This is a genomic window from Luteibacter jiangsuensis (assembly GCF_030812295.1).
GTDB classification, from domain to species: domain Bacteria; phylum Pseudomonadota; class Gammaproteobacteria; order Xanthomonadales; family Rhodanobacteraceae; genus Luteibacter; species Luteibacter jiangsuensis_A.
The window spans coordinates 1,028,706-1,045,447 of the sequence record NZ_JAUSSK010000001.1; the positions used below are offsets into that span (position 1 = coordinate 1,028,706).

The window sequence follows — 16,742 nt, forward strand, 5'->3', positions numbered from 1 at the left end:
CTTCGTCACATGGCGCGGAAAATGGCCATGAACGGCTGGCTCACGCTCAGGGTTTCGGGACGGCCGCGTAGCCGCAGGCAACCCTTGCCGGTATCCTCGCGTTCCACCGAGGCGACCTGGCGCAGGTTGACGATCGTCGAACGGTGGATCTGCCGGAAGATCTTCGGGTCGAGCTGCCGGAGCAGGTCCCGGATCGGCCTCGTCAGCAGGGCGTCGCCCTCGGCGGTCGCCACCAGCGTGTATTTGTTGTCCGCGCGGAAGTAGATCACGTCATCGACGAGGATCAGGCGTGTCGCGCGTCCCGTGCTGGCGGTGAGCCACGTCAGCGGCTCGTCGGGTGGACGATCGAAATGCGCGCCGATATCGCGCGCGACCCGCGCCGCGCGCCCCACGTGCCGTGCCGCGTCGGCGAGGCGGCCGCGCAAGCGAGCCACCGTCTGCGCGAGCCGGTCCGGCGTAACCGGCTTGAGCAGGTAGTCCACGGCGCCTCGTTCGAAGGCATCGACGGCGTACTGATCGTACGCGGTGATGAAGACGACCAGGGTGTCCGGGCTTGCCTCGGCGGCCGCCGCGGCCACTTCCATCCCGGTGAGTCCGGGCATGCGGATGTCGAGGAAGGCGACCTCGGGACGGTGCGACGCGATGGCTTCCAGCGCGGCGCCCCCATCCTCTGCGACTTCCAGCACGTCCAGTTCTGGCCAGGCGATGGCGAGCTCGCGCTGCAAGGCGGCGGCGAGCAGCTTCTCGTCTTCGGCGACGATGCACCTAGGCATGTTCGACCACTCCCGTCACCGGCAACGTGATGGTCGCGGCGACTCCATGGGGGAAATTGTTGCCGATGGAGAATGCCGCGGCGCTGCCATACATGAGGCGAAGGCGCTCGCGCAGGTTCTTCAAGCCGATACCCGTGCCCGCACCGTCGCTACGGAAGCCCATGCCATCGTCAGCGACCGTAAGGGACAGGCCCGACCCGTCCACGCCCGCGCGGATCCAGATGCCGCCACCGCCCGGCTTGGGTTCGAGCCCGTGCTTGATCGCATTCTCGACCAGGGTCTGCAACATCATCGAAGGCATGGGCACCTTCAGCGCATCCGCCGGTACGTCCGTGTGCACGGTGAGGCGGTCGCCCATGCGCAAGCGCATGATCTCCAGCCACGCGGTGGAACGCTCCAGTTCCTCCCCCAGGGTGGACAGCGAACCGTCCGTGCGCGGCAGCGAGCGGCGCAGGTAATCGATGAGGTGCCCGAGCATCCGGTCGGCACGCGCGGGGTCCGTACGAACCAGTTCCTGCGCACTGGCCAGGGTGTTGTAGAGAAAGTGCGGTTCCACTTGCGCTTGCAGGAGACCGAGCTGCGCGGCGGTCAGTTCCTTTTCCATCGCGGTCTGGCGTACATCGGCACGCTCGCGGTTGCGGCGTTCGGACAGGCGCTGCGTGGTGGCCCGTACCAGCGTTTCCACGCATTCCAGCGACGCGCCACCATCGGGATTGAACCAGTCGGTCCATGCGCCGCTGTCCGGCTCGCAAACGAACATCACGCTGCTGGACCCATCCGTCGGCGTGATCGTGGCGGATATCTTCGTGTGACGGTCGAGCGATGCCTGCCACTGTGGCCGTGCACGGCGGCGTGGTTGATCGCTGGCCTGCTGGCGAATGATCGCGCGCAGCTGGAGCCCACCGCGTGTTCCGCTCACATCGTGCACATTCGGCAGTTCCCGGATCACCTCGTCGACGATGGCGAAAGCCTCGTCGGCAAGATAAGGCACTTCCACGCGGCGGCGTTGCCGGTTGGACACGGTCTCCGCATCGACGCGGCCCGCGATCACCCGGACACGGTAAAGATGGGTGACGCCACGAGCCAGCGCCACGAGCAGGCCAACGAACCACGCCAGCGTGAATATCCACGGAAATTCGCCGCGATTCCAGCCGGTTCCGGACCATACGACCACTAGCACGCATAGCGCCGCCACCCACGCCACGATGATGCGTCCAAGGAACTTCAGGCTTGCCATCACATGTACTCCCACCCTGCATTGGCGTGGAGCATACGACGCGCTTCGCGCTGCCTGGCAGTTGTTCCGACGAAACGCCGCATGCGCCGACGAAACGCCCGCCTTGCGCGGCGCAGCATGACCTGGGCCGCCCGATGGGCCATCCTCGGGAAACGGCTTTCGCGGTGGGGACCGCAAGCCACGACAAAGGGGTTACTGCATGGCCTTGTTGCTCGTCGTTTTCGCTGTCGTCGTACTTGCGATCTTCCTCGGCATCCGCACCTTGCCGAAGCATCATCCCGCCAACTGGCTGCTGGGCATCGTCGGTGGGGCCTGCCTGGTCCTTGCCTGGTATGCGATCTTCCGCCCCATGTTGCTGGCCTCGGGCGGTGGCGACCCGTCGCTTGTCACGCTCGGCCTCACCGCCGCCGGCATCGTGTCGTGCGTGCTGGGGGTGGTCTGCCTCGGTGTCTGCGTGTGGCGCGACCCTGCCCGCTTCTGGATGCTCTCCATCGTCTTCATCGGCGTGATCGGCGCGACGCAGTACACCGCCCTGGGCTGACGATCTACGGAACCACCCCGAAATCGGTGGGTACATGCACACCGCGCCGCGCGATCTTCTCGGTCATGATCGTGTGTCGCATCATCAGCCCGGATACCAGATAAGCGGTGGTGCAGGCGGCGAGCAAGGGCAACAAGGCGTGCGGCTGCATCGTGGTCTCGAAGACGAACACCGCCGACGTCATCAGCGCACGCGAGGCACCGGCGAACAATGCCGCCATGCCGATCAAGGCGGCCATGTGTGGATCCACCTGCAGCGGCGGCCACGTGGCCAGTGCCCATCCACAGACGCCGCCCAGCGCTCCACCGATGGTGAACAGTGGCGCCAGCGTGCCACCCGACGTGCCGCTGCCCAGCGCCACGGACCATGAAAGGAGTTTGGCCACGGCCAGCAACGCCATCGCCATGATGCCGAGGTGGCCGGAAATGACCGCGGTGATGTTCTCGTAGCCCACGCCGAGCGTCTCGGGCATCACGTACCCGACCGCGCCGACGACCAGCCCGCCCAGCGCCGGCCACCACATCCAGTGGATGGGCAGCCTCTCGAACGCGTCTTCGATACCGTAGGCGAGGCGCGTGACGAAGACGCCGGCAATACCCATCACTATCCCGAGCAACGCATAGACCAGCAGCGCTTGCGGTGCGACGGCGGCGAGCGCGGGCATGGGAAAGACCGGCCCCGGACCTTCCAGTGCGAAGCGCACGCCGGTACCGGTCGCCGCCGCCAGTGCGACGGGCAGCAGCGAACGCGCGCGGCGTTCGAACAGCAGCAACTCGATGCTCAACAGGACGGCCGACACCGGCGCGCTGAAGATCGCCGCCATGCCCGCCGCGGCACCGGCTGCCAGCAGCGTCTTGCGTTCGTCCGCCGTCACGGGAAGGCGCTGGCCCAGCAACGAGCCCAGCGCTCCGCCCGTGGCGATGATCGGCCCCTCCGCACCGAACGGTCCGCCGGTCCCGATCGCGACCGCCGACGACAGCGGCTTCAGCCAGGTCATGCGCGCGGGAATGCGGCTCTCGTTCGTAAGCACTTGCTCCATGGCCTCGGGAATGCCGTGTCCGCGGATGGCACGCGATCCCCAGCGGGCCATCGCACCGACCACCAGGCCGCCAACGGCGGGCACCACGATCACCCATGCGCCGAGATGATGGCCCGCCGGCCGGCCGAACGCGGTGCTCCATGTCTGGTGGAACGCGAGGTTCGTGATCAATCCGATCAGCATGGTCAACAACTTCGCGACAACGCCCACCGCCAGCCCTAGCAGGATGGCGAGGGCACCGATGTGCAGTACGCGCGTGCCAAGCAACGGAAGACGCGCCGGCATGTGGGCGTCGACCAGCGACTGCTCCAGCGACGGGGCGAGCGGAATCGCCGCACGATCGTGCGGTGTGTGAAGAGGATCGGTCATGGGGACTACGCGGTGGGAAGCGGCGTGCAAAGACTAACGGGATCCAGGCGCAGTGGCTGGCTGGCAGATGAACGGCTACTCAGGCCGATGTGGTCGATCCGTCGAGGGGTGCCCTCGCGTAGCGGTAGTCGAACACCGCCAACCTCGCGGTGCCCGCGACCACTTCCAACGCCGCGTGGCCGCCGAACGGCAGCGTCCACTTGTCCTGACCGTGTCCGAAAGCAAGGCCGCGCAACATCGGCAGGCCACACGCGCGGACGAAGCGCTCCAGCGCATGGTCGATGTCATAGCCGTTGTCGTACTCGCTCGTACGCTGGCCGCCGAGCCCGCCGACGAGGATCGCACGCTGGCGGTCGAGCACTCCCGCCAACTTCAGTTCGTACAGCATGCGTTCGACACGGTACGCCTGCTCGCCGGTTTCCTCCACGTAGAGGATGCCGCCGTCGATCCTGGGCAGGTAAGGCGTGCCGATCAGGCTGCACAACGCGGAGAGGTTGCCACCCCAGAGCGTGCCTTCCACGAGCATGTCGTGTTGCCCTTCACCACAGGCCCAGCTCATTTCTGTTCGTGGCGACAGCGCCGTATGCCAGAAATGCCGCCAGGTATTCTCTCGCAGGTAACCCTGGCCGAAATCGCGCACGAGCATGGGCCCGTGCAAGGTACCGATTGCACTGCGGGCATAGAGCGCGCACTGGAGCACGGTGAAATCGCCGTGCCCCACCAGCACGCAGGATTCATCGAGGAAACGGGCGGCAAGGCCGTCATAATCGAGCCGTTCGAGCAAGGCGATCGCGCCATAGCCACCGCAGACGGCCATGACGAGATCGGGCAACGGCCGGTCGGTTCGCGCCAGCTGGTTGATGTCCGCGGCGCGCTCGGCGTCACCGCCGGCGAAACGCAGCATCACGCGATCGACCACGTCGCCGCCATGGACGGTGTGTCCGGCGGCTTGCAGCCGTTCGATGCCCCGCGCGCAGGCGGCACGGTCGTCCGCGTATCCGGAGGGGGCAATGAGCCGTATATCGAGTCGTGTCGGCATGTCTGGCAGTGAGTGATTCGGCCTAGCAATACCTCGACCGCCCCGAGAAGGCAATCGAAACGTGGCCGGCACGTCCTGCCGAGGTCCCGCATCTCCTGTTCCATCCTTCCGCGCCAGCTTACGCCGTCATGTGGAAGAGCCTCACCAGCCGTCGTATTCCTCGGCCGTTGTAAGGTCATCCATCGGCGAGCTGCGAGTGAGCGTCTCACGAGGCTGTTCGCCGAACACGCTGCGGTACTTTTCCGCGAAACGCGACAGGTCCCACATGCCGCAACTGAGCGCGACCGATTTCACCGAACGGCGGCCGGCTTCCGCCGTCACCAGGCTGCGATGCGCCGTGCACAGGCGAAGCATCGCCAGGTAACGGTTGGGCGGAATGCCCAGCAGGTCGTCGAAGGCATAACGCAATCCGCGCTCGCTCGCTCCAGCCGCCTGGCAAAGCTCCTGCGAATAGATATCGCGACGCAGGTTGGCCCGCATGAAGCGTTCGGCCCTGCGCACCACCTGGTAATGCGCGCGCCTGCCGCGCGATGCCACCGGCCGCTCTTCGGGCGACGAGGCCAGGGCGACGCGGATGTGCTCGTCCAGCAGATCCTCGATCGGACCCATGACCGGATCCCCCGCCTCCTTCAACTGGTTCGCGATCTGCCGGTACGCGCGTTTGAGATGACCGGAGTGCACCGAGAAGAGTCGCAGGCGTTGCGCGGCCATGTCGACATCGGCGTGGTCCGATGCCAGGAAACGCGAGCGGAAGCGCGCGTACGGAGCCACCACCATGGTAAAGCGCGTACCGCGTTCGAACATGAAGTCGGTGGGAGTTCCCCGCAGCAAGGTAACCGCCATGTCCGACTCCACGCTGATGCCCTGGCACCAGCTACGCTCGCCCGCCTCGTGCAGGTATACGAGCATGCAGGCGTCTTCGGGAACCGTCAGCGAACCGCGAACGTCGAAGTCGATATGCGCCGTGAGATAAGTCACGCCATCGTGCATCTTCGATGCGATGGATGCGCGAGGTCGCACAGGGCTCAATGTCAACAAGTCCACTTCGCAAAGGCCCAGCGAAGCACCTAGTGTCACCAGATCGTAGTCTTCCAGACCAAGCACATCGGAAGGACGGCTCATGCGATTACCTCCCTGCGAATTGACCTTGTTGTCCTCGCCTGCATCGGCGGGAACGGACTCCATTGCGGATGCCGTTTCCCGGCAACGCCCCTGTCGTTGCCCGTACTTTTCCGGACACACCCCAAGACACACATCACCCACCCCCCCGCGTCATACCGCAGGCACTGGACCTGCGGTCTTGCTCTCCATGCGCCGAAGCCACTCCCTTCCAAATGAAGCCATCGACGCTGCCTATAACTAACGGTGTATGGGAGCAAATGCCAGTACTTTGTGAATTTGCCGATTCAGCGTATCGACCTTACAAACCCTTGGAAGACTTGGCAGAACTAGTGCTTGGGACAGGGCGGGCAGCCGGGGCTCCGCTGCGGCTACACTCGGTGCCGTGTTTCCAGTCCATAAGGGATAGCCCCGACGATGCGACGCCTCGTTCTCGCCTGCCTGACCGTCCTCACCCTGGCCGCCTGCCAGTCCCACGATGAAGACAAGACCGCCCAGGTGCCCGCGCCCGCGCCGGCCGGCCCTTCCACCGCGCCACCGCCACCGTTGCCCGCCGTGGCCAACGAGCATCACGAGTTCAGCCCCGAGATCACCGGTGGGGACTTCGCCGCACACTTGCGCATCATCTCCTCGGACGAGTACGAAGGACGCAAACCCGGCACCTTGGGCGAGCGTCTCACTACGAACTATCTCATCGAGCAGTTCAAGCGGATGGGGCTGGAGCCGGGCAACAAGGGGGAGTGGATACAGAGCGTACCCGCGGTCTCCACCGCGCTGAACGGGCAGGATTCGCTCATGCTCGATGTCGCCGAAGGCGGCGGCAACGAAGACTTCGCTTTCGGCAAGGACATGGTCGCAGGCACGCTTCAGGCGAAGGCCGATGTCGACCTGAAGGATTCGGACATCGTCTTCGTGGGTTATGGCGTGGACGCGCCCGAAGCGCAGTGGAATGACTTCGACGGCATCGATGTGAAGGGCAAGACGCTGGTGATCCTGGTCAACGACCCGGGCTGGAACGGCAAGGATCCGAGCCTGTTCAAGGGCCGTGAGATGACCTACTACGGCCGCTGGACCTACAAGTACGAGGAAGCCGCCCGGCAGGGTGCCGCCGCGGCCTTCATCGTCCACCAGACCGAGCCAGCCGCCTACGGCTGGAACGTGGTGCAGAGCGGCTGGACCATGCCCCGGCTGGATCTCCCCGAAAGCGAAGATCCGGCGCCACGCCTGCCCGTCGCGGGCTGGCTTACCCACGAGGCGGCCCAGCGGCTGTTCGCCAAGGCCGGCAAGGATTTCGACGAGCTGGCGAAGCAGGCGGATATACGCGGCTTCAAGGCCGTGCCGCTGGACGCCAAGGCCTCGATCCATCTGCAAAGCACCATCTCCCATTCGCTCAGCAACAACGTCATCGCCATGGTCAAGGGCAGCGAGAAGCCCGACGAGGCGATCGTCTACAGCGCGCATTGGGACCACCTCGGCCGCGACCCCGCGCTCAAGGGCCACCAGATCTACAACGGTGCGATCGACAACGGGACCGGCATCGCCGCCCTGCTCGAAATCGCCGGCAAGTTCGCTCAGGACAAGCCGAAGCGCTCGGTGATCTTCGCCGCGGTGACGATGGAGGAGTCGGGGCTGCTCGGTTCGAAATACTACGTGGCGCACCCGCCCTTCCCGCTGGCGAAGACCGTCGCGGACATCAACATGGACGCCCTGCCGATCACTGGCCCGACCAGGGACATGGAAGTGGTGGGGCTAGGCCAGAGCGATCTCGAAGATGCCTTCGCCGAGGTTCTCAAGGCCGACGGCCGCGTCGTCAGCGGCGACGCCTCACCCGAAAAAGGCCACTATTTCCGCTCCGATCATTTCAATTTCGCCAAGGCCGGCGTGCCCGCGCTTTCCGCCGGTGGCGGCATCGACATGGTGAACGGCGGGAAGGCTGCCGGCGAGGCGGCCGAGGCCGACTACGTGAAGAACCACTACCACCAGCCCACCGACGTCTACGACATGCGCTGGAACTTCGATGGCGTGACGCAAAACGTGAAGGCGTTCTACGCACTGGGCGAGAAGCTGGCCAACAGCGACATGTGGCCAGCTTGGAAGGACGGCAGCGAGTTCAAGGCGGTACGCGAGAAGTCGCTGGCGGCCGGCTCGAAGAAGAAATAATCCGTGTAGCCGCCCCATGGTGGGAGCCGCTTCTTCGTGGGAGCGGGGTCGGCTCACACCGGATTCGGTCTTTCTCTTTCCGTCGTCAGTAATTGACCTGCAGCTGGACTCGCAACAACTGCCCGTCGATCTTGCGGTGCGGTGCCGTACTCACGTCCGTGCGCCGCATGTTCGCGTAGGCCACCGCGAGTTCGATCGCGTTCGACGGTTGCCACTCGACGCCGGCCTCGAGTTCGTCGACTTCCATCCGCGGCGTGTTCGTATCGAACTTGGATGCGCCGCGATAGGTCTGCCATTTCGCATACGGAATCAGCGAACCGAATCCGCCGTCGAATTTATACATCACCTGAGCATAACCGCCACGCAAGGACCTGGTGCGGATCGTTCGCCGGGCGAGGTCGAGTTCGGGCCCCTTGCCCACGGTCCACTCGGCCTGGAACCCGAATGGCTGCGGGTAATACACGACATGCGCGCCCACGCGGCGATCCGTCGATCCCGCCTCCGGCGCATCCACACCCGGCGTGAACGTGCGGCCGCCGATCGTCGTGGAGGCCGTGCTCACCTTGTAACGGCCTGAGTACGCATCCGCGCCGACCTCGAGATACTGCCCGTTGGCGAACTTGAACGGATACGAGAAGTGGACGACGGAATGCAGCTGGTCGTTGCGATCCGGGCGGTTCGCGCCCTGCCCGTTGTACACGCCGAAGCCGATCACGCCATAGTCGCCCGAACCCTTGAGGCCGGACTTCTGCAGATAGGCGAAGCGCTCCTTCGCCACCTTCGGCGACCAGTAGGCGAACACGCCCAGGTCGCGCTCGTCGCGGACGCCGGAATTCAAGGCATCGGCACGATCGAGCGCGATACGGTTCTGGCTCGACTGCAGGTCTTCCCAACCGTAGGGAATCTTCGACTGGCCCGCGCGGATGCGCCAGGTCTTGTCCTTGGTGAGCCAGATATCGGCGTACGCGTCGCGCAGCTGGGCGAAGTGGGTGGTGCTCGACCCCGATGGAGTACTGGCGAGGTCGGGCTGGATGTAGATCGACATGTTGTCGGTGACATCGCCGCTGATGACGACGCGCGCACGGCGTACCCCGAATCCTTGCTCGCGGCCGATGAAGCGATCGCCCGGCGACTTGAGGTCCTTGGCGTCCTCGCCGAGTTCCTGGTTGTAGCGCATCTGCACATAACCGCGGATGCCGATCTTCTCGTACCAGGCCTTGGCCGACGACGACGCGGGTCTGGCTGCGGCGATGGCGGGAGACGAGGAAGCTGCGGTGCCGGCCGTGCCGGAGGCTGCCGGGGTGGCCGTTCCCGTCGTCGCCACGCTCGCCGCTGGGGCCGTCTCGTCGCTCGCCGGCACGAACCGGCCCAGGCGCTGACGGCCCGGGCCCGGCTCCGCGAAGATCTGCCGCGTGTTCGTGTCGACATACAACTCCACGGCCGCCTGGGGGGCACCCTCGGCCGCCGCGGTACCCCACATCGTCCAGAAGGCGGCAGCCAGGGGAAGTCTTTTCATTGCGCGCTTGCTCCGAATGGATTGAGAAAATACTCAAACGTCGTCGATCATGCGATTAAAATCAGGAAATAGCGTGATCGACGCCAACCCGGCGCAAGGTAGCCATCGCGCATTTCACTTACGTGACACCGGCCGCCTCACGTTGCAAACGCGTGTTACCGCAGCGCAACACTTTCGTCATGACGGTGACACGGGGGATAATTCCATCCAGACGCGCCCTCGCCAGGGGACGACGGCCCTGCCGTCGTCGGCGAGGCACTCTCACCCAGTCCCATCCAGGCGGAAAACCACAACATGTCTCTCGCAAGCTCGCGCCGCATGCCGCGACGTCTCGTCATTGCCTTGTCCATCGCCACGGCGCTTACCGCCGGCGCGGCCATCGGCCAGGACGCCTCGTCCAACACGCAGCCATCCAGCGCCCCGACCCGGACGGCCACCCTGCAGACCATCAACGTGACCGCGGAAAAGCGCACCGAAGACCTGCAGAAGGTACCCATCTCGATGACGGTGGTGACGGCCGAAAAGCTCGAGGCCTTCGGACAGGCGGGCGACGGCGTGCTGCAACTGGCTTCCCGCGCACCCAGCGTGTACGCCGAGACGTCCTATGGCCGCGAGTTTCCGCGCTTCTACATCCGCGGCCTCGGCAACAGCGATTTCGACCTCAACGCGTCACAGCCGGTGTCGATGGTCTACGACGACATCGTCCAGGAAAATCCGATCCTCAAGGGCTTTCCCCTGTTCGACCTGGAGCAGGTCGAGGTGCTGCGCGGTCCGCAGGGCACCCTGTTCGGCCGCAACTCCCCGGCCGGCGTGATCAAGTTCGAATCGCGCAAGCCCACGCAGGAAACGGAAGGCTATGCCCGCGTTTCCTATGGCTCATACGGTACGGCCAATGCCGAAGCCGCGATCGGCGGCAAGATCAGCTCGAGCTGGTCGGGCCGCATTTCCGCCCTCGCACAGCATCGCGACGGCTGGATCGACAACGATTACACCGGCAAGAAGGACGATCTCGGCGGCTACAACGATCGCGCCATCCGCCTGCAGGCGCTCTATAAGGCCACGGAAGACTTCGACGCGCTGATCAACGTGCACGGCCGCTGGCTCGATGGCAGCGCGATGGTCAACCGCGCCAACTCGATCACCCTGGGTGGCGACCAGTTCGTTCCCGGCTTCGACCGCGATTCCGTTTCGCAGGACGGCCGCAACAAGCAGCACCTGTTCACCTGGGGCAGCAACCTGCACCTGAACTGGCATTTCGGCGACCTCAACTTCGCCTCGATCACGGGCCTGGAACGCGCGACCACGTACAGCCTCGGCGACGTCGACGGCGGCTATGACGCATCGGGCACGCCGGCCAAGGCCAGCTTCACCAACCGCGTCACGCCGTTCTACTCCGAGACCGCCGATGCGCTGCCGAAGGATCGGCAGATCACCCAGGAATTCCGCCTGTCCAACGACAGCGCCGAGCGCCTGAAGTGGCAGGTGGGCACGTACTATTTCGACGAAGACATCGCGATCACGAATTTCTCGTACGACACCCTGAACAACCATGTCCTCAATGGCTGGGTCGATCAGAGCCAGCGCACGAAAGCCTGGGCGGTGTTCGGCTCGGCCGATTTCCAGTTCACCGACGAGTTCGACGTGCGCGCCGGTGCGCGCTGGTCGCACGACAAGCGTGACTTCAAGGCGGAGCGCTTCCTCGGTTTCACCGGACCGGTGGGCCCGCTCACCTCGGATCCGACCGACGCCCGCTGGAGCGGCGACCTGACCGGCACCTGGCAGCTGTCGAAGAACGCGAACGTCTACGCCCGCATCGCCAACGGTTTCCGCGCACCGAGCGTGCAGGGCCGCATCAACTTCGCCAACAGCATCTCCACGGCGAAGCCGGAGACCATCACCTCGTACGAGATCGGCTTCAAGTCGACCACCGACGACAACAAGCTGCGTTTCAACGCCGACATCTACAAGTACAACATGCACAACCAGCAGCTCACCGCCGTGGGTGGTGCGACCAACGTCACGCAGTTGATCAACGCGAAGAAGACCGAAGGCTACGGCGCCGAATTCGACCTCGAGGCCTACCTGACGCCGCAGTTCTACATGACCGCCGGCGGCAGCTACAACCATACGGAACTGAAGGACCGCAACCTCGCTGTGGCACCGTGCGGCGGTGGCTGCACCGTGCTCGATCCGCTCAACGCCACGGGCAATGCGCTGATCGACGGCAATGTACTGCCCAACGCGCCGAAGTGGATCGGCACCTGGACCGCGCGCTACGGCATCCCCTATGGCGAAAGCGGCGAGTTCTTCGTGTACACCGACTGGAACTACCGTAGCGAAGTGAACTTCTTCCTGTACGACTCGCAGGAGTTCCGCAGCAAGCCGTTCCTCGAAGGCGGCGTCCGCATCGGCTACAACTGGGAGTTCGGCAAGCGCGAGATCGCCCTGTACGGCCGCAACATCACCAACAAGAAGGTGATCACCGGCGGCATCGACTTCAACAACCGCACCGCGTTCGTCAACGATCCGCGCGTGGTGGGCGTGGAGTTCCGCGCGGAGTTGTAAGCGGCCTCACGGTAGATGGGTAGGTCACGGCCGGCTCCTTCGGGGGCCGGCCGTTTTCGTTTCTGGCCGCGCTGCCGCGCGGATCGCCGACAAGGTCGGCTCCCACCGGGTTATCGCGGCTGGTGGGAGCCGACCTGTCGGCGACAGGCTCCTCCCGAAGCGATGCCGCCTAAACCTTTCCCGCCAAACCCGCATCAGAACGGGTGCCACAGACGCACCCCACCAGCACAGCGCCTCACGGCATAGGCCATAAGTCATAGGGGATTTAACGAAATTCCCGTTGACGACCGAAAATCTGGTGTTATAGTTCACTACAACACCGGTCACCCAGACCACTACTGGAGAGAGCACCATGAAAAGCCCCAACTACATCGCCCTGGCCGCCTCCTTCGCCATCGCCACCGCCGCCCTGGCCGTTTTCAGCAGCACCTCGACCACCGCCGCGCCCCTGACCGAGATCAACGGCGCCAAGGTCACCGACCTCGCCCCCATCGTCGTCTACGCCGATGCCGGCGCGAATGTCGCCTCCCTCTAACCCGAGTCCCGCAACAAGTCATCGGAGTCGTCCCATGAAAGCGCCGAACCTCATCGCCTTGACCGCTTCCATCCTGATTGCCGGCACCAGCGTGTTCGCCCTGCGCTCCTTCGATGACCGCGCCGCCGCGATGCTCGCCGCGCCGCACTTCGTCAACGGCATCCATGTCGTCGACCTGCCCTCGCTCGAAGTGCGGCCCACCGACGCCGATGTGCGCGAGGCCATGCTCCTGGGCGAGGCCACTCTCGATTCGGCCGCGGCCGCACTGAAGCGCAGCGCCGAAGATCGTGCCGCCGCGCTCATCGGTGCGCAGCTGGCCATGCCCTACTATTCGTTCGGTAACGCACTGCGCCACACGGCGAAGGAATGACATACATGTCCATCACCTGGAACGACAGCGTCCCGATCTACCGCCAGCTCCGCGAACGCGTGGTGGCGATGATCCTGGATGGCGCCTTGAACGAAGGCGATCCGCTGCCGTCGGTACGCCAGGTCGCGGGGGATTTTCAGATCAATCCGCTGACCGTATCCAAGGCGTACCAGGAGCTGGTCGACGAACAACTGGTTGAGAAACGGAGGGGTCTTGGCATGTTCGTGATCGATGGGGCGCGCGAAGCGCTGCTCAAGAGTGAAAGGGAGCGCTTCCTGCGCGAGGAATGGCCGGCCTTGTTCGCCCGCCTGCAGCGCATGGGCCTCGATCTGAAAACCCTGATGCGTGAAGCCACAGGCTCCACGGAGGACCCGTCATGACCGCGGTCGTTACCGCCACTGGCCTGACCAAGCGCTACAAGTCGTCGCTGGCCCTGGACGGCGCCACGTTCCAGATCGGCTCGGGCCGCATCGTCGGCCTGATCGGACCGAACGGCGCCGGCAAGACCACGGCGCTGAAGGCCATCCTGGGCTTGACCACCTTCGATGGCCAGCTCAACGTCCTCGGCCTCGACCCGCGCAAGGATCGCGACAAGCTGATGGAGCAGGTGTGCTTCATTGCCGACGTGGCCGTTCTGCCGCGCTGGCTGAAGGTACGCGACGCGGTGGACTTCGTCGCCCACATCCATCCACGCTTCGACCGCGCCAGGTGCGACGCCTTTCTGGCCCGCACGAAGCTGCAGCCGGAACAGAAGGTGAAGCAGCTTTCGAAGGGCATGATCGTGCAGTTGCACCTCGCCCTGGTGATGTCGATCGACGCGAAGCTGCTGGTACTGGACGAACCGACGCTGGGCCTGGACATCCTCTACCGCAAGCAGTTCTACCAGTCCCTGCTGGAAGACTACTTCGACGAGGAAAAGACCATCCTGGTCACGACCCACCAGGTGGAGGAGATCGAGCACATCCTCACCGACCTCATGTTCATCCGCGATGGCAAGATCGTGCTCGACACCGACATGGACAGCCTGGGCGAACGTTTCGCCGAGGTGCTGGTAGGCGCCGAATTCGCCGCGGCGGCACGCGAACTGAAGCCGCTGGATGAACGTCAGGTCTTCGGCAAGAGCGTTTTCCTCTTCGACAACGTCAGCCGCCCACAGCTGGAGCAGCTGGGCGAAGTACGGCGACCGTCGATCGGCGACCTCTTCGTCGCCACCATGAAGGGCACCTACGCATGAAAACCTTCTACTGGCTGGTCAAGCGCGAGTTCTGGGAACACAAGGGCGGCTTCTTCTGGGCACCCGTGGTCACCGGCATCGTCTTCCTGGTGCTCAACACCATGGGCATCATCCTCGGCGAGGTGTTCGGCCGCCGATCCAACTGGGGCGGCTTCAAGTACAACGGCGACCTGCACTTCCAGGGCAGCAACATCACACCGGAAGACCTGCACAATGCGGGGGCCGGTATCGACATCATGCTCTACGCCATCGCCGGCATCGTCTTGGCCGTGACCGCGATCGTCGTGTTCTTCTACTGCCTTGGTGCCCTGTACGACGACCGCCGCGACCGCAGCGTCCTGTTCTGGAAATCCCTGCCGCTGTCCGATACCTCGACGGTGTTGTCCAAGGTCGTCAGCGCCATCCTGCTCGCTCCCGCTATCGCGGTGGTGGTCGGCGTGATCGTCGGGTTGGCCCTGGCCATCCTGGTGGCCATCGTGGCGACGATGCACGGCATCGGGGTGTGGAGCCTGCTGATCGAGGCGCATCCGTTCCGGGTGGTGCTGAACCTGGTGCTGCTGATCCCGCTGTACGCCATCTGGGCGCTACCCACGATCGGTTGGCTCCTGCTCTGTTCTTCGTGGGCCCGTGGCAAGCCCTTCCTCTGGGCGATCGCCCTGCCCGTCGGCGCCGGTGTCATCGTCTCCTGGTTCGGCCTCATGGGTATCGCGGGACTGTCGAGCGGCTGGTTCTGGAAGAACGTGGTCGGACGCATGCTGGGCAGCCTGATTCCGGGCGGCTGGGTGGGTAACGCATCGCCCCTGGTGATGCCGAGCCGCGACGATCCGGCGGCGGTGCTCGAGGCCCTGGACCTGTCCTACCACTACAGCGCGCTGGCCAGCCCGTCCCTCTGGATCGGTGCCGCGGCAGGCGTGGCGATGATCGCCGGCGCCATCTGGTTCCGCCGCTGGCGCGACGACAGCTGATGAGATAACCATCGCGACGGCTCCTTCGGGAGCCGTCTTCTTATTGAACGGGGAGAAGTCGCCATGTTTCGTACCGGTCTTCTGTTTTCCTGTCTGTTGCTCGCCCTGCCCGCCGCGGCCGCCGACAAGCCGCTTCGCGGCGCGGCGCTCGATCAGCGCATCACCTTCCTCATGAAGGAGGCGAAGGTACCGGGGCTGGCGGTGGCCATCGTCGAGGATGGCAAGGTCGTCTCGGTGAAGGCCTACGGCCAGCGCGATGTCGAGCAGGGGCTCCCGCTGACCACCGACACGGTCATGTACGCCGCATCGCTCACCAAGGCAGCGTTCGCCTACGCGACCATGTCGCTGGTCGACGCGGGCACGCTGAAACTGGACGCCAGCATCGCCGGCGACCTGCCCAAGCCCCTCCCGGACTTTCCGAAGTACGCCGACCTTGCCGGCGACGAGCGTTGGCGCCGGCTCACACCGTCCATCCTGCTCAGCCATCGCACGGGCTTTCCCAACTTCCGCTTCTGGCAACCGGGCAAGGACTACGATCCGAACGGGAAGCTTTCCTTCTATTTCGATCCCGGCACCCGCTTCGGTTACTCAGGCGAAGGCATCAACCTGATGCAGTTCGTGCTGGAGAACGGCAAGTCGATCGACGTCGACACCTTGATGAAGAACCGCCTGTTCCAGCGCTACGGAATGACCCGAACCAGCATGACCTGGCGCGACGACTTCGCGGAAAACGTCGCCATCGGCTACGACGAAGAGGGCAAGCCACTCGGGCACAAAAAGCGCGAATCGGTCCGCGCCGCCGGCTCGATGGACACGACCATCACCGACTACGCACACCTGCTCGCGGCCATGTCACGCGGCGACGGCCTGAAGGCCGCCACGTACCGCACGTGGTTGAAGCCGGTGGTGCGTATCCGTTCCGTGCGGCAGTTCCCCACCATCGGGCTGGCGGACAGCCACGACAACGATTCGATTTCGCTGGGTTACGCCATCGGCGTGGGGACGTTCGAGTCACCGCGTGGCCCGGCGTTCTTCAAGGAAGGCCACGACGACGGCACCAACAACCTGTTCGTCTGCCTGGAACGGTCGAAGACCTGCGTGCTCTTGATGAGCAACAGCTCGCGCGGTGAATCGATCTTCGCCTACCTGCTGGACGATGTCCTGGGAAAGACCTGCTTCCCCTGGTACTGGAACAGCTATATCCCCTACGACCGGCCGGAGCTCCGCTCGGAACCGGTCGTGCCGGATCGGCATCCGGCGTGCGCGATATGAAGCGGAGG

General features: G+C 64.8%; 15 protein-coding genes. 9 read left to right on the forward strand and 6 right to left on the reverse strand.

Features of this window, described 5'->3' with window-relative positions:
• Window positions 1-5: 5 nt before the first annotated feature.
• On the reverse strand, window positions 6-773 hold the full coding sequence (locus tag J2T07_RS04495; protein WP_306847618.1) for a LytR/AlgR family response regulator transcription factor: 768 nt from the start codon (window positions 771-773) through the stop codon (window positions 6-8).
• Window positions 766-2,010: a histidine kinase gene (locus tag J2T07_RS04500; protein WP_306847619.1), complete on the reverse strand. Its 1,245-nt coding sequence runs from the start codon at window positions 2,008-2,010 to the stop codon at window positions 766-768. The genes J2T07_RS04495 and J2T07_RS04500 overlap by 8 nt, the downstream gene beginning before the upstream one ends.
• A 199-nt stretch (window positions 2,011-2,209) precedes the next feature.
• Here J2T07_RS04500 and J2T07_RS04505 point away from each other — a divergent pair, with 199 nt between their 5' ends.
• The gene (locus J2T07_RS04505) at window positions 2,210-2,551 is read left to right on the forward strand and encodes a hypothetical protein (RefSeq protein WP_306847620.1); all 342 of its coding nucleotides are present in this window, start codon (window positions 2,210-2,212) and stop codon (window positions 2,549-2,551) included.
• Window positions 2,552-2,555: 4 nt separating this feature from the next.
• Here the strand turns inward: J2T07_RS04505 and J2T07_RS04510 are convergent, their stop codons facing one another.
• The 3 genes from J2T07_RS04510 to J2T07_RS04520 form a co-directional block, all read right to left on the reverse strand.
• Window positions 2,556-3,959, reverse strand: coding sequence for a chloride channel protein (locus J2T07_RS04510; RefSeq protein ID WP_306847621.1), 1,404 nt, complete (start codon window positions 3,957-3,959; stop codon window positions 2,556-2,558).
• 79 nt (window positions 3,960-4,038) lie between these two features.
• A complete protein-coding gene (locus tag J2T07_RS04515; protein ID WP_306847622.1) occupies window positions 4,039-4,998 on the reverse strand; it encodes an LD-carboxypeptidase in 960 nt (319 codons plus the stop codon).
• 141 nt (window positions 4,999-5,139) lie between these two features.
• On the reverse strand, window positions 5,140-6,120 hold the full coding sequence (locus J2T07_RS04520) for a helix-turn-helix domain-containing protein (protein ID WP_306847623.1): 981 nt from the start codon (window positions 6,118-6,120) through the stop codon (window positions 5,140-5,142).
• Window positions 6,121-6,534: 414 nt separating this feature from the next.
• On the opposite strand from J2T07_RS04520, the gene J2T07_RS04525 reads away from it, so the two are divergent.
• The gene (locus J2T07_RS04525; protein ID WP_306847624.1) at window positions 6,535-8,277 is read left to right on the forward strand and encodes a M28 family metallopeptidase; all 1,743 of its coding nucleotides are present in this window, start codon (window positions 6,535-6,537) and stop codon (window positions 8,275-8,277) included.
• A gap of 85 nt (window positions 8,278-8,362) precedes the next feature.
• Here the strand turns inward: J2T07_RS04525 and J2T07_RS04530 are convergent, their stop codons facing one another.
• Window positions 8,363-9,793 (reverse strand): porin, encoded by a 1,431-nt coding sequence (locus tag J2T07_RS04530; protein WP_306847625.1) that lies wholly within the window; start codon window positions 9,791-9,793, stop codon window positions 8,363-8,365.
• 294 nt (window positions 9,794-10,087) lie between these two features.
• On the opposite strand from J2T07_RS04530, the gene J2T07_RS04535 reads away from it, so the two are divergent.
• The 7 genes from J2T07_RS04535 (at window position 10,088) to J2T07_RS04565 (ending at window position 16,734) form a co-directional block, all read left to right on the forward strand.
• The gene (locus J2T07_RS04535) at window positions 10,088-12,358 is read left to right on the forward strand and encodes a TonB-dependent receptor (protein WP_306847626.1); all 2,271 of its coding nucleotides are present in this window, start codon (window positions 10,088-10,090) and stop codon (window positions 12,356-12,358) included.
• 352 nt (window positions 12,359-12,710) lie between these two features.
• On the forward strand, window positions 12,711-12,893 hold the full coding sequence (locus J2T07_RS04540; RefSeq protein ID WP_306847627.1) for a hypothetical protein: 183 nt from the start codon (window positions 12,711-12,713) through the stop codon (window positions 12,891-12,893).
• Window positions 12,894-12,927: 34 nt separating this feature from the next.
• Window positions 12,928-13,263, forward strand: a complete 336-nt coding sequence (locus J2T07_RS04545; RefSeq protein WP_306847629.1) for a hypothetical protein — start codon at window positions 12,928-12,930, stop codon at window positions 13,261-13,263.
• Window positions 13,264-13,268: 5 nt separating this feature from the next.
• Window positions 13,269-13,643, forward strand: a complete 375-nt coding sequence (locus tag J2T07_RS04550; RefSeq protein ID WP_306847631.1) for a GntR family transcriptional regulator — start codon at window positions 13,269-13,271, stop codon at window positions 13,641-13,643.
• Entirely contained in the window at window positions 13,640-14,497 is an 858-nt protein-coding gene (locus J2T07_RS04555) for an ABC transporter ATP-binding protein (protein WP_306847634.1), read from the forward strand. The genes J2T07_RS04550 and J2T07_RS04555 overlap by 4 nt, the downstream gene beginning before the upstream one ends.
• Window positions 14,494-15,462 (forward strand): hypothetical protein, encoded by a 969-nt coding sequence (locus J2T07_RS04560; RefSeq protein WP_306847636.1) that lies wholly within the window; start codon window positions 14,494-14,496, stop codon window positions 15,460-15,462. The genes J2T07_RS04555 and J2T07_RS04560 overlap by 4 nt, the downstream gene beginning before the upstream one ends.
• Window positions 15,463-15,525: 63 nt before the next feature.
• Complete coding sequence (locus J2T07_RS04565; protein ID WP_306847638.1) at window positions 15,526-16,734, forward strand: serine hydrolase domain-containing protein; 1,209 nt, start codon at window positions 15,526-15,528, stop codon at window positions 16,732-16,734.
• Window positions 16,735-16,742 lie beyond the last annotated feature (8 nt).